This window comes from Nocardia coubleae NBRC 108252, assembly GCF_001612805.1.
Taxonomy (GTDB): Bacteria; Actinomycetota; Actinomycetes; order Mycobacteriales; family Mycobacteriaceae; genus Nocardia; species Nocardia coubleae.
The window spans coordinates 320852-333606 of record NZ_BDBD01000011.1; the positions used below are offsets into that span (position 1 = coordinate 320852).

11 protein-coding genes are annotated in these 12755 nt (G+C 68.2%); 3 read left to right on the forward strand and 8 right to left on the reverse strand.

The genetic code is table 11. From position 1 onward, the window contains the following. Nucleotides 1–117 precede the first annotated feature (117 nt). Nucleotides 118–3372 (forward strand): hypothetical protein, encoded by a 3255-nt coding sequence (locus NCO8_RS10355; protein WP_067638482.1) that lies wholly within the window; start codon nt 118–120, stop codon nt 3370–3372. Nucleotides 3373–3462: 90 nt separating this feature from the next. On the opposite strand, the gene NCO8_RS10360 is transcribed toward NCO8_RS10355, so the two are convergent. The 5 genes from NCO8_RS10360 to NCO8_RS10385 all read right to left on the reverse strand — a co-directional run bounded on the left by NCO8_RS10360 (nt 3463) and on the right by NCO8_RS10385 (nt 8143). Next, the gene (locus tag NCO8_RS10360; protein ID WP_067638484.1) at nt 3463–4290 is read right to left on the reverse strand and encodes an alpha/beta fold hydrolase; all 828 of its coding nucleotides are present in this window, start codon (nt 4288–4290) and stop codon (nt 3463–3465) included. 121 nt (nt 4291–4411) lie between these two features. Beyond that, nucleotides 4412–5833, reverse strand: coding sequence for a three-helix bundle dimerization domain-containing protein (locus tag NCO8_RS10365; protein ID WP_245655304.1), 1422 nt, complete (start codon nt 5831–5833; stop codon nt 4412–4414). Nucleotides 5834–6045: 212 nt separating this feature from the next. Continuing rightward, on the reverse strand, nt 6046–6639 hold the full coding sequence (locus NCO8_RS10370) for a DUF308 domain-containing protein (protein ID WP_067638486.1): 594 nt from the start codon (nt 6637–6639) through the stop codon (nt 6046–6048). Between the two features lie 212 nt (nt 6640–6851). Further along, nucleotides 6852–7499, reverse strand: a complete 648-nt coding sequence (locus tag NCO8_RS10380) for an enoyl-CoA hydratase-related protein (RefSeq protein ID WP_067638490.1) — start codon at nt 7497–7499, stop codon at nt 6852–6854. An 11-nt stretch (nt 7500–7510) separates the two neighbouring features. Further along, nucleotides 7511–8143 carry a TetR/AcrR family transcriptional regulator gene (locus NCO8_RS10385; protein WP_067638492.1) on the reverse strand — a complete coding sequence of 211 codons (633 nt, stop codon included), beginning with the start codon at nt 8141–8143 and terminating at the stop codon, nt 7511–7513. Between the two features lie 193 nt (nt 8144–8336). Between NCO8_RS10385 and NCO8_RS10390 the strand changes: the two genes are divergently transcribed. Both NCO8_RS10390 and NCO8_RS10395 read left to right on the forward strand, forming a co-directional pair. Beyond that, entirely contained in the window at nt 8337–8930 is a 594-nt protein-coding gene (locus NCO8_RS10390; RefSeq protein ID WP_067638494.1) for a TetR/AcrR family transcriptional regulator, read from the forward strand. Next, nucleotides 8927–9388, forward strand: a complete 462-nt coding sequence (locus NCO8_RS10395; protein WP_067638496.1) for a DUF6640 family protein — start codon at nt 8927–8929, stop codon at nt 9386–9388. Before NCO8_RS10390 ends, NCO8_RS10395 begins: the two co-directional genes overlap by 4 nt. Before the next feature lie 4 nt (nt 9389–9392). Here the strand turns inward: NCO8_RS10395 and NCO8_RS10400 are convergent, their stop codons facing one another. From NCO8_RS10400 to NCO8_RS10410, 3 genes are read right to left on the reverse strand one after another with little or no spacing between them, the layout of a single operon-like run. Continuing rightward, nucleotides 9393–10598 (reverse strand): GNAT family N-acetyltransferase, encoded by a 1206-nt coding sequence (locus tag NCO8_RS10400; protein ID WP_067638498.1) that lies wholly within the window; start codon nt 10596–10598, stop codon nt 9393–9395. A 30-nt stretch (nt 10599–10628) separates the two neighbouring features. After that, a complete protein-coding gene (locus NCO8_RS10405; RefSeq protein WP_067638500.1) occupies nt 10629–11273 on the reverse strand; it encodes a maltokinase N-terminal cap-like domain-containing protein in 645 nt (214 codons plus the stop codon). 8 nt (nt 11274–11281) lie between these two features. Further along, nucleotides 11282–12724: a S8 family serine peptidase gene (locus NCO8_RS10410; RefSeq protein ID WP_084456883.1), complete on the reverse strand. Its 1443-nt coding sequence runs from the start codon at nt 12722–12724 to the stop codon at nt 11282–11284. Nucleotides 12725–12755: the final 31 nt, after the last annotated feature.

Here is a 12755-nt window from a genome sequence, read left to right on the forward strand (position 1 = left end):
TGTGCGGGGCGCGTCATGGGAGCAAGGCTACGGCGCCGAGCAGCGATGTCGTTCCGGGCGGATACGGTGGGCGGCATGAAGGGTAAGGGGAGGGACTTGTCGGACGAGGTTGCGGGGATGTCCGTGCCGCAGCGGATGCGGACATTGGCGGTCGAAGCTCGACGGTTGGCCGGGACCGCCGAATTGACGAGGCTGCTCGACGAGATGGTGGCGGGAGGTCGTGCAGGGTCGCGAACGGCGAATTTCCTCGCGGTCGTCGGAGAGCAACGGAATTACCTTCTGGCGCAGCTCGATTCGGCGGACCAGGAGATCGCGTGCCGCGCTCTGACGGGATTGATCCACCTCGGGGTCGGTCCCGCGGTGGTCGTCGACAGATTGCCGGGCGCCTCACAACGAACCCGCAAGAGCATCCGCCGGGCTCTCGTGCGCGGTGACCGTCGGGAAATAGCGGATGCGCTGGTTCCCGCGCTACGGACGTTGTACGGGGACGCGGAGGCGGCGCGGGTACTCCCTTCGTGTTCGCCGGCTGTGGTCGCCGAATGGCTGCCGACGCTCGCGTACGCTGCAGCGAGCCGGACTACCTTGTCCAGCAAGCACATTGGTGTAGTCTTCGATTTCGTCGAGGCCCGGTCAGGGAAAGCAGACCGCGCCGAGTGGCGAGAACTGTGGGCATGGGTCACCGCGAGCCCGGTCGCCGCGGCAGATCACGCACCCGACCGATTGCTCGCGCTGGCCGCAGCGGCCATCGAGTTCATGCCGGTGACCTCACTGAATCCGATCATCGGAAAGCTCGCACGCCACGACCCGCGCGCAGTTCATAGGCTGATGTTGCATCCGAGCGGGAACGGCCGCGCGCTGGCAGGCCCCGCGTTGTGGCGGGCAATGCGATCGCTGTCCGACGACGACCTGCGACAGGTCTATCTCGGCACCCGGTCGAAGCGCGAATTCCTGCGCGCACTTCCACCGTCGCGACGCACCGCGATCGCCGGCCCCGACCTCGCGCGGCCGGGCTCGGCGCCCGCCGCGGTCGATCTCGCTCTCCTCGACATGATTCCCGGTCCAGCCCGGGCGGAGATCGCCCGCGAGCTCCTGTCCCGCCCCGGCAGCACCGGCATCTCGGACGTCACCGACAGGCTCACCGCGCGACTCACCTGGGCCGAAGCCGAACCGGCGCTGACCGAAGCCATCCGGCGCCCGACCGCCGACGAGCGTGCCACCGCCTACCCGCAACTCGTCACGGCAGCGGTGGGAAGTTGCGATCCATCAGTGATCACCGAACTGCTGTCCCTGCTGGCGCGGTTGCGCAACGAACAGGATCCGGTGCGCACCAGCGCCCTCACCGCGGTCGCCGACATCCCGATGTCGTTGTTCACCACCGACCACCTGCCAGGTCTCGAGCAACTCGCCACCGACGCACTGCAAGCACGCGACCGATCGTGGAACACATCGAACGCGGTCGGCAGGCTCGCGCGCACACTGCTGCTGCGCGGCAGTATCACCTCCGAACCGGCGTTCACCGAGGCCGCACTCCGCATCATGGGCAGGCTCGCCGACCTGTCGATCGACCCGAATCTGTCCGGATTGCACCGCAATCTGCCCCGCGGCGCCGAACAGCGGATTCTCACGACGCTGCTCCCCCGGCTCGAATCCGAGGCGGAGCGGGAACGCTGGGGCCTGTGCCTGAGCTTGGCCGACGGACTCGCACACCGCGCCTTCGACCTGCCTGTACTCCAACGGCTGATCCTGCGCGCCTGTTTCGCGTCCTCGGACACGACCGTCCGCCACGCTGTTCGGCTCGCACTCGCCGCACCGGCCACCCGCGACACCCACCTAGACCAACTGCTCGCCCGCGATCGTTCCCTGATCACGCTGCCGCTGGTCCAGTCGCTGATCGGCGACCGCCGCACCGATCTGCTCGATGCCCTGCTGAACACCAGGACACCTGGCCGGTTCCTGTCGGCGAAGGTGGTGTTCGTGCCGATATTCGTCACCGGATTCCACCGGTGGTCACCGCACCACATCGACCGCTACACCAGGCTGCTCTACGACTATGCACGCGGCCGCAAGACCACCCCGTACGAGCGAGCCTCGGCGATCCGCCAGCTCGGCCGTCTGCCCGGCAGTCTCGCTCGGGTGACGTGGTTCGTCGACAACGGCGAACTCGTCGATGTCGAGGCCGCGCTCACCGCACTCGGCACCAGCGACGAGCCCGCAGCCGCCATCAGCGTCCTCGCCCGGTACGTGGGTGACGATCGTGCCCGCGTCGCGGTGAGCAGTATCGCGACCTGCGCCAAGTGGATAGCGCCGGATCGGTTGTCGAGAACCGTTGCGCCGCTGCTCGAATCGCCGAAGATCACCGCGCGCAAGGAAGCGATCCGACTTCTTGCCGAGTTGCGGGCCCCTGACGCGTTGCCGATCATCGCCGGGCTCGCTACCCGTCCCGATGCGCACCGCGACGTGCGGCGCGCGGCCGTGTTCGCCACCCGATTCCTCCTCGACAACGACCAGACGTGGGCGTTGCTCGACGACGCCGCAGCCGATGTCGAGGTAGCAGGCGCCATCCTCGACATCGGACCCGCATCACTGCCGGTCCCGCAGCGGAAACGGTTCGCGGCGCTGGTGCGCGACCTGGCCGCCGCTGACGATCCTCGCGTGGCCGCCGCCGCTCTCGACACACTGACTACGTGGCAGCGCTGGTGGGCGACGGGCACCCGCGAGGTGATCGTCGACCGGCTCACCGACCTCGAATCGATCGGCACCTGGGCAGCCGCGATGCGCGCCCTGTTGGCGGGTGTCCGAACCGACGGCGACCCTGCGGCGGTGGTCGAGGCCGTCCGCAGATTACGCAGCTCCGATTTCAGCGCCGTCGAACGGGATATCCCCGCGCACCAGCGTCTTTCGAAATTGCTGCACTGGTTCATGACGGTTGTCCGCAACCACCCCACGAGCCCGCGCGCCTTCTCCGCGCCGGTCGTCGCCGCATTGGCCGACGACCCGACCTGGCATGACCAGGCCATCGAGCTGACCGTGGTGGCAATTCGCTGGACCGACCCCGCCGGTGTCGTCACGACGCTCGATGAAGTCGCCCGCTATGCCACCGGAGCCCTGGTCACCCGACCGGCCCATCACCTGGGCCAACGGCTCAACTCCGAACTCGACACCACTCCACCGACGACGTTTCTCACGATCAGCACCGAACTCGCCCGCAGCCCGGCACCTTCTACCGCATTGGCAGCACTCGCCATCGTCGATCGCTGCGCAGGCAAATTCGGCTGGTCACGGGAGTGGGCTCGATTGCTGACAGCATTGCGCGCCCACCCCGACCCCGATGTCCGTCGTACCGCCCACACTGTCTTCATGGCTCCGGAGTAGCCCACGGGACTCATTCGGCACGCTCACCACGAGACCTGATCGCTCGAGTCCGAGACAGCGTGCGGCGCTGGAGCGGTAGACGCGGGCGGCTCACGGCTCGTCGAGTGCTTGTTGCAGGCGGGCGGCGAAAGTGGCTGGTTCGTTGACGAATCCGGTGTGGTCGCCGGGGAACAGGACCGGGTCGACGCCGAGCGCCGAGGCCAGTTGGCGGGAGGTGCGGTCGCAGAGCTGGCCGCTGGAGTCGGTGCCGATACCGACGATGACGCGGGTGGGGATCGTGCGGAGCAGGGGCGGATCGGGCACCCATGCGGTGGTGTGGCGCAGTTCGTGGGTGAGCCAGTAGCGTTCGCTCGCCACTTGGCGTGGGTCGCGATCGGCGCCGAACATCTGCTCGAGGACCGGGTCGGGAATCGGAATGTCGGCTTGGGCGAAGAACTTCCGCCACGCCCCGAGTACATCGCCGTCGGTGTAAGTGGCGATGATGTCGTCGGTGCGGGCCCGCTGAGCGTCGGCGTCGGGGAGCAGTTCGCGCAGCGGGGGTTCGTGGGCGACGACCGTGGTGACCAGGTCGGGGTGATTCTGGGCCAGGGCCAGTGCGGACACGGCGCCGCCGCTGGAACCGAACACCACCGCCGGGCCCGCGCCGAGATGGGTGACGAGCCGGGCCAGGTCGTCGGCGCGGGCCGCGACGGTGGAGTCCTGATCCGGGTCGTTCAGGGAGCTGGCGTTGTGACCGCGCGGGTCGGTGGTGAGGACCGTGTTGGTGGTGGCGAGTTGCTCGGCCAGCGGGGCGAACGCGGCGGCGTTCATCGGTGCGCCGACGAGCACCATCAGCGGTCCCGACCCCCTGACCTCGTAGTACAGACGGGCATCAGGCACCACGAGGGTGCCGGTGGTGACGGCGGAACTGGCGGTCATGAGCCTCTCCCGGATCTCGGCCTACAGGTAGCACCCATAAAGACGGTGCCCACCGCCAGAACTCATCGCTGCCCGCGAAAGTTTTTTCGCACCGGGATATTCGCAGGTCAGCGCACCGAATTCAGTTGAAGGACTTGGCGACCCCGTCGAGTAGGTTTTCGAGCGTCTCGTACGCGGGCACGTCGACCACGTCGATCAGGTCGGCGGGAACCGGCACCTTGCGCTCGGCGGCCACGGCGGTGAACTGCGCGTTGTCGCCCGTGCGGAAACCGTGTTCGGCGGCGAGACGGCGCAGTTCTGGGTTCTCGGTGAGCAGCTTGCCGATCCGGTCGCCGGTATCGGTGAACGGGACCAGCGTGTGGCTCGACAGCACGGTGGGTGTCGGATAGGTGAGAACCATGTCATCGGTGATGCGTCCCTGCCCCGCCGCCTCGACGAACTGGGCCTCGTAGATGCACACCATCGGTGTCGGGCCCATCCCGTTGGTCAGGTACTGGGTGAAGGGCCCTTCGCTGCTGTTGTCGGTGTAGCCCTGGGCGAGGAACAGTTTCGACAGCGTCGGAAGTACGTGCTGTTCGGCGGTGCCGCCGCGCACGATGGTGTGATCGTTGGTCACATAGCCGGCGATGGCCATGTACATCGCGGCGGAGTTCGAGGTACGCGGGTCGGTGGTGGAGACCAGGATGTTCTTGGCCACCGGGTAGGTCGTGTTGCCGGGCAGGTCGTCCCACTGCACGCCCTGGGCGGTGAGTTCGAGGTAGCGCTGCATGTCGAAGGTCGCGACCGGGCCGGGCTTGATCACGCCTGCCGCGGTGAGCAGGTCGGCGATCGGCCGGTAGGTGGCGATCGCGATCGGCGAGGAGAACGGCGTGTACCCGGCGGTGACATTGCGCAACCGCTGAATGCGTTCGGCGGCGGGCTTGCTCGACGGAAACGCGAAATCGAAGCTGTCGAGGTTGACCTCGGTGGCGATCTGCCGCGATCCCGCGGGCTGCACCTCCACCCGGATCCCGTTGTCGGTGAGCACCTTGACGACGCGCTCGTCGGCGAAGAACGACATCTTCTCCGACCCGACCACGCCGCGCACCACGGTGACCGCGCCGACCGGTGCGGCGGCCGGGCTTTCGGCGCTGCTCGGCCACAGCGCCATCCCGGCGGCCACGATCGCCACCGCCCCGACCGCACCGACCGACAGCGAAACGAGCTTCCGCCTGCTCACCGTCGGCGCGGCAGGCTCCTCCTCAGTGGCGACCGGTTCGGCCGGTTGCTCGGGGGCGGCAGTGCGCACGGTCGGCGCGGGTACGCGCACCGTCGGGTCGGAATCGGCGAGTTCGTTGCGCACGATCCGCTCCACCAGGATCGGCACGAACTCACGGATGGGCTTGCCCTCGAAGCGGGTGTGCGCGGCACCGACGGCCGAGGTCACCTGCTCGACGGGAACATTGTCCGACAGGTCTTCGACCAGGCTTTCGGTCATGCGCCGCATGGCCTGCTTCTCACGTTCGACGGCATCGGCAGCTACGCCGGGGATTACGCGCGACACCACAATTCTCCTGGTCATACTTCGGGCTGCGGACGCGGCGCGCGGCGACCTGCGCACGCCGCGGGCCACGCTACCGGCGCGCAGCACAGTTACCCCAGCTGTGAACGGCCCGGCACGCAGAGTTCAGCACCCGCTCCGTTTCCGGCAACGTCATGTTGTCCCGATGTTCGTCCACCGCCGCGAAAAGTGCACTGCGGGTGTGGGATTGGGTCTCAGCGGTCGGCGACGGCCTGTGAGTTCACCGTCGGGGCGGGCGCGGTGGCGGTGTGTGTGGCCCGCACGATACCGGCGGCGAGCAGGTCGAGCACGCCGATCACGATCAGTCCGCCGCCGGTCATCGTCGCCAGTCCGGTGACAGTCTTGAAGGTCATGGCGATGATCGTGATCCCGATCGCGAGGGTGCCGAGCCCGCAGAGCTCAGCGGTCCAGCTGTCGGCGCGATCGTCGTCCCACACCGCGACGAGTGCGAGCACGATCCCCCGCACCGTCCACCCGAGCCCGATCCACAGCGCGAGCAGTTCGATGTTCCCACCACTGAACGCCAGCACGGCCAGCACGGACGTGAGCGCGGCACTCACCAGTACCAGCACCCGAAGCAGGAACCCGATCCGCGCCCACAGCGCCAGGAACCCCTGCACGAGCGCGCTGATCACCAGGGCGATCCCGAAAATCAGTGCCAGCGTCGATTCGTCGCGCCCGGGCCACAGCAACGTCACCACCCCGAGCACGAACGACGCCCCGCCCGCGATCACCATCGCCTGCCGGGTCCCCCCGCTGTGCTGCCCCTCCCCGTCGGTCAAGGACATGCCGCCCACCCTATGCCCGATGAGCCCCGGTGCGCCTCAACCACCGTGGCGTGGCGCCGCCTCCGGTCGTCGCGCGTTCGCCGTCGAGGATGTAGACAGGGGCGATGAGTTCGGTGGGGTCGTCGGCCAATTCAGGCGTTGCAGCGTGTTCCAGAGCGCGAGGTTGGTACTGGCCGCCTTGGTCGTCATGGTCGGCATCCTCCGGTCTCGTCTCAACGCAGGGCCGCGGTGACGGCGGCGTACATGGTGTTCTTGATGGCGGCGAGGGTGGCGGGGTTCTTGCCGAGGATCGGGGTGAGCTTGGTGGCTGCGTCGGCGACGAGTTCGGCTTCGGTGGCCGTGGCGTCGACGAGGCCGGCGGCGAGGGCATCGGGACCGCCGAAGCGGTGGCCGGTGGTCATGGCGGTGACCGCGGCCTGCGGGCCGAGTTTGGCCTGGATGAGGGCGGCCATGCCGGGGGTGAAGGGGATGTTGATGTCGACTTCGGGGAAGCAGTAGTAGCCGCGGTCCGCACGCATGATCCGGAAGTCGTGGGCGATGGCCAGCATGGCGCCCGCACCGAAGGCGTGGCCGTTGACGGCGGCGAGGGTCGGCAGCGGGAAGGTGAGGATGCGGGCGAACAGTTCCTGAACCCGGCCGACGTACCATTCGCCTCGGTCGCCGTTGGCCATCAGCCATTCCAGGTCGAGCCCGTTGGAATAGAACTTGGCGCTGCCGACGGTGATCAGGCCCTGCGCTTCCTGTTCGATGGTGTCGAGCTGGGCGTTCACGCTGTCGATCCAGTCCGGGGAGAACCGGTTTTCGTTGTCGCCGAGGGTGAGCACGGCGATCTTGTCCTCGTAATGCACTGTCGCGGTCATGGTGTTGCCTCTCATTTCTTGGGGGTGGAGTCGTCAAGGGGCAGGGCCAGAACGGCGCGGACGGCAGCGGCAAGCCGTTGGCGCACTGCGGTTTCGGGGTCGCGGCGGCCACGCAGCAGCAGGGCGGTCGGCAGTTCGACCACGCAATCGCGGACAACGGTCACCGCTTCCCGATCGCCCCGCCCGTAGACGCCGCGCGCCAGGTCGACGAGCAGTCCGGTGAGCAGGTCGTCGAGCCGTTGCAGTTCTTCGGCGATGTCGCCGGGAATCTCGCTCGATCCGAGCAGTTCCTGCCGGGACACGGTCAACAGGAAACGCCCCGATACCGGGTGCTCCAGCAGGAATTCCGCCGGCGTATCGGCGGCCGCCACCACCGCTTCGATCGCATGTTCCGGCGCGGAACTGGTCGCCAGCGCCCGGTCGACAGCTCGACGTTGCAGCTCGAGGAACCGTTGCGCGGCGCGCAGCCAGGTGCGCCCCAACAGCCCGGCGCGTGACCCGAAGGCGTGATAGATCGCCCCGTTCGACACACCGGTCGCCTCCGACAGCGCCCGCACGGTGACAGCGGCGGGACCGGAGCCGACGGCCATTGTTTCGGCGGCGTCCAGCAGGTGGTCGAGATCGTGTATCCGGGGGCGGGGCATGAACCGAGATTAACAGAGCACTCGCTCTGTTACAATCCGTGAGGCAGTCAGGCTGATACGTGCCGACAGGCAGGGTGAATCGAGGCGAATGGAGAGCACTCACTCCGATATTTCCGATCTCGATGAGCCAACGAGGCTCTGATACATTCTGTTTCATAGTTGTGAAACAGAATGTGTCGGAAATGGGAGTCGCATGAGACCACCGGATCCGCGCGCCGAGCGCACCCGTAGTTCTGCTCTCGCGTCAGCCCGCGAACTGCTGGTCGAACAGGGCCTGGCAGGGCTCACTCACGGTGCCGTCGCGGCCCGCAGCGGGGTCAGCCGCGCCACGCTGTACCGGCACTGGCCCGAACCCGCCGATCTCGTCTGCGATGCCGTCGCCTGGCATATCGAGGCGGTGCGACCCGAACCGACGGGCGACCTACGCGCCGACCTGCTCGCCGAGCTTTCCGCGACGCACGCGATGCTCCACGAACCGGTGATGGAACAGGCCATGCGCGTCATCATCGAAAGAGCAGGAGTCGATCCGCGTTTCGCGGAGGTGAAGGTGAGCCTGCACCGGTCCGGAACAGGAGCGGTTCGCGCGATCCTGGCCGATGCCATCGCTCGCGCCGAACTCCCGGCGGAACTCGACATCGATCTCGCGGTCGATCAATTGCACGGCCCGTTGTTCTTCCGTCGGCTCGTGGCCCATCGAACGTTCGATCTCGATTACGTCCGTCGCGTCATCGACCAATTCCTCAGTTCTCACCGACCCGAAATCCAACGCCCGCAAGGACACTCATGATCACCCTCGGAAACGTCTCCCGCCTGCTCGCCGGAATCGTCGCCATCGCCACTGTATTCGGGGCGCTACTCGCCGACTTCCTGATCCCGGCCGGCGCAGCACAACACCTGCGCAACGACGCCTGGCCGCCACACGCGAAGTTCCACGACGCCCAATACATCGTCATGTCGCTCCTGCTCGGCGTCATCGCCCTGATCCTGCTCGTGCGACGGGGAGGTGACCGGTTCCCTACGCTCGGCTCGGCCTGTGCGATCCTCGCCGTTCCATGGCTCGCGCTCCTCGGCGCGCTGCTCTTCCCCGGAACCGCCATCCAGGACCCTGAGTTCGACAACCCGTCGCCCCTCGGCCTGCACCCCCAGGTACTCCTGTCGCTGACCCTGCTGGCACTCCTGCTCGCTGCCGTACTGCTCACCGCCAGGAAGCAGCCGGGCACGGCTCGAAGTGGATTCGGGGAGTAAGGGTTCAGAAGAACCAGCCCAGTTCGGGCGCGCGCGATGTTGTGAAGGCTTCGGTGAAAGCGGCGAGGGTGGCGGGACTTTCGGAGTGGAGCCGGTGGGCGGTGGCGTAGGCGGTGGCTCGGTGGGCGCCGAAGTAGAGGCCTGCGAGGACGTTGATGTCACACGTCAGGGCGGGGCGGCGGGTGGTCGGGGTGCATTCGGCGTGGCCGTCGCGGATCTGGAGGGCGAAGGTGCCGCCCGCGTCGCGGAAGGGGTCGTGAACCGCGATGACGGTGTCGAGGTCGTTGCGGTAGGTGCGGGCGGTAAGGGCTGCGGGGACGTCCATGAGGCGGGCCCACAGGGAATCTCCACGGTTGGTCAGCTGGACGGCGCGCGGGTTCGTCAGGAGATAGGGCAACGGATCGTCGTCAGCGACGTTGGCTTCGACGGTGTCGACGAGATCCATGCCGAGCAGAACCCGCCGCAGGGCGATGTGGGCTTCCGTAGTGACGGCGCGCCATTCGGCGACGACGGCGGTCGATTTGCCGTCGTCGTAGCGGCGGCGATACAGGGCGTAACCGTCGGCGTGGAGCAGCACGAACAGGGAGGTGGCGTTCCCGCGATGGCGTTGCGGATCGGTGAAGACGAGGTCCCATTTCGCGTCGGGACGCCGCTGGGCACCGGGTGTGCGGGCTTGCCATCGGTCGTAGACGGCACGGATGTGGTCGGCGGCCTCGGCGAGGGTGCTGAGCACGACGCCACCGGGATCCGGTGTGCCGGGGCGGAACTCCGCCTTGCGCCGATCCACGACCACCGTGTTGTCGAAGATCGCCGTCTCGTACCCGAACCGGCCGTAGATCGAACCTTCACTGGCCGTGAAGATCGTCAGCGGCAGCCCGTCCGCCTCGGTGCGTTCGTGTTGCGCCGCATACAGGGCGCGCAGGATGCCGCGCCGCCGGTGCGTCGGCGCCACCGCAACGCCCGACACGCCGCAAGCCACCACGCTGCGCTCCCCCGGCACCGTGACGCTCATGGTGATGTCGACCGTGTGCCCGACGACCCGATCTCCGTCGACCGCCACCAACGACCTTTCCACCGGAAAGATCCGCAGCTTGTGCTCGAGCTCGGCCTCCTCGTACCGCATCCCGAACCCGGTCTCCTGCAACAGCACGATCGCCTCCGCGTCCGCGTGAGTGGCTTCCCGTACCCGAATCGTCTGCACCGAAGTCATGCACCGCACCCTCCCACGCCGGGCCGCCGATCACACCTGATTTTCCTCCGGCGCCGTTGCGCGCGTCCGCACGCTGACAATCTCCACCACCGAGCGACGCACTCCGGCAAGCACATACGGTGCCGCGACCGCGCCCACCGCATCGGGCAGCGGGTCCACGGGGAGGCGGTGGATGCGTAGCGTCAGCTCCGATGACACCGGGAGGTCCGTGTGGGTGTCGGTGTCGAGCGGCTGCACCGAGTTGTCCGGTACGTCGACCCGACGCACCTCCACGGAGGAGTCGACGGTGTCGCTGTAGTTCTGGGCCTGGGCGGTGGCCCGGCCGGCGAGGAGGTCGACGACGGCGTTCACCGCGACCGGATCCCGGGTGGCATCGTAGGCCCATCGCCGCCCGAGGACACCGTGTTCCATGGTGCCGACCAAGCCTTCGTCGGCGCCGTGCAGCGGCGCACCTCGGTATGTCAGCGGGACATGGTAGAGCTGCGGGCCGGTGGCCGAGTCGTCGATCAGGAGCAGGAATTCGATGCCGACCACGCCGTCGGGATCGTCGAGCCGGAAACCGCCCGCCTTGCTCAGGCGCGGGGTGGTGCCGCGATACCACCGCCGTGTCGGCAACCATGCTTCCAGCAGCTCGAGCTTGCTCGGGGTCAGGGTGGTCTGGTGAACGATCGCCATATCGCAGGCTACATCCGAGCCGTCATCGCGCGCAGGTCCGGCAGCGAGCCGATGCGCTGGGTGACCGGGCGGCCGGGGGCCGCGGCCTGGGGTGAGCCGGTCGTGCGCAACAAAGTGCGAACCGATTCGGGGGTGGCGCGGCCGGGACCAGTGGACCGGATGCCCTGATAGGCGGCGATCGCGCCCACGACGATCGGTGACGCGCTGGAGGTGCCGCTGAATTCGTCGGTGTACCAGAGGTCTTCGTCGTCACCGCCCTGCAGGTCCCCGTAACCGGTGGTGGTCACCTCGCGCCCCCAGCCCTGCACGTCGAGGCGGGCGCCGTAGTTGGAGAAGTCCAGGCGGGAGCGCGCCGGGCCGTGGTCGCGGCCGTGGAGTCCGGGCGGTGGTGCGCCGGCACCGACGATGATCGCGCCGGAATCGTTGTTACGGAACGGGTTTCGCCAGTCGGCGGGAAAGTCGGCCGGTCGGGTGTCGTAGATCGGTGCGTCCAGGTCCTCCGCACCGTTGCCCGCCGCTTCCACCACGATCACGCCGCGCCCGACCGCGTAGCGAACGGCCGCGAAATCGTCGGGCCACCACTCGACGGCGATGTAGCCGCGCTGATCCGGGGTCGCCCGGTAGTCGAATTGGGGCCCGGGCCGGTGCAGTTCGATGAGCAGCACATCACCGGGGTCGAGTGCGTCGGCGGCCGAACGGATGGCCGTCGCCGAACCGATCCCGAAGATCGAAATCGCCCGGATGTGCGCCTCGGGTGCGATACCGGTGATGCCGAACGGATTCAGATCGCCGCTGATCTCCCCTGCCACCGCCGTGCCGTGGTCGCGCCAACCCCGGTCCGTCGACGCCGTTCCGCCGATGATCCCGCCCTGGTTGTGGCGCAGATCCTCGTGGGTGAATCGCCACGCGCCCTCGATGTCGATGACCCGCACGCCGGTGCCGAGACCACCGGGGCGGGTATGCGCCCAGGTCGCGTCGATCCCGTTCGGCGCCGCATCCAGGTACACCTGCCTGCTGCGGAAGTCCGGGGTCACCGATGGTGCCTCGGGGGCACGGGCGACGGTCGTGCCGGGCGCGAGCGGCGGCTCGGCGGCGGGCTTGACGTACGCCGCGCTGACGGTGTCTTCGGCGCGCAACCGGTCGGCCACCTCGGTCAAGTCCCCGACCGCGCCGACGACCCGGTGATAGCCGAGGTAGGAACCGGCCTGCGCGGCCTGCGGTGTGTCGGCGAGTTTGCCCGCGAGCCGGTTGCCCGGTCCGAAGATCGGCACCAGGTGCGCGTCGCCGGGCAGCAGACCGTCTACCCGACCGCGCACCGCACTGGTCTCACGCAGGGCGGCCGGTGTCAGATCGGGCCCGGTCGGGGCGGTGACGACGATCAGTTCCGCAGGCGACACGGCGGGCGCGGGCGTCCCTGAGTTCCGCTGCCTGCTGGATCGGGTGGAGGCCATGGCTACCAGTGAACAGGGCGTGCGCGCACAC

Excerpts from the sequence above, each read along its gene's own strand:
- NCO8_RS10355 (WP_067638482.1), top strand. The coding sequence starts at position 118 with ATGTCCGTGCCGCAGCGGATGCGGACATTGGCGGTCGAAGCTCGACGG.
- NCO8_RS10360 (WP_067638484.1), bottom strand. The coding sequence starts at position 4,290 with ATGACCGCCAGTTCCGCCGTCACCACCGGCACCCTCGTGGTGCCTGAT.
- NCO8_RS10370 (WP_067638486.1), bottom strand. The coding sequence starts at position 6,639 with ATGTCCTTGACCGACGGGGAGGGGCAGCACAGCGGGGGGACCCGGCAG.
- NCO8_RS10380 (WP_067638490.1), bottom strand. The coding sequence starts at position 7,499 with ATGACCGCGACAGTGCATTACGAGGACAAGATCGCCGTGCTCACCCTC.
- NCO8_RS10385 (WP_067638492.1), bottom strand. The coding sequence starts at position 8,143 with ATGCCCCGCCCCCGGATACACGATCTCGACCACCTGCTGGACGCCGCC.
- NCO8_RS10390 (WP_067638494.1), top strand. The coding sequence starts at position 8,337 with ATGAGACCACCGGATCCGCGCGCCGAGCGCACCCGTAGTTCTGCTCTC.
- NCO8_RS10395 (WP_067638496.1), top strand. The coding sequence starts at position 8,927 with ATGATCACCCTCGGAAACGTCTCCCGCCTGCTCGCCGGAATCGTCGCC.
- NCO8_RS10400 (WP_067638498.1), bottom strand. The coding sequence starts at position 10,598 with ATGACTTCGGTGCAGACGATTCGGGTACGGGAAGCCACTCACGCGGAC.
- NCO8_RS10405 (WP_067638500.1), bottom strand. The coding sequence starts at position 11,273 with ATGGCGATCGTTCACCAGACCACCCTGACCCCGAGCAAGCTCGAGCTG.
- NCO8_RS10410 (WP_084456883.1), bottom strand. The coding sequence starts at position 12,724 with ATGGCCTCCACCCGATCCAGCAGGCAGCGGAACTCAGGGACGCCCGCG.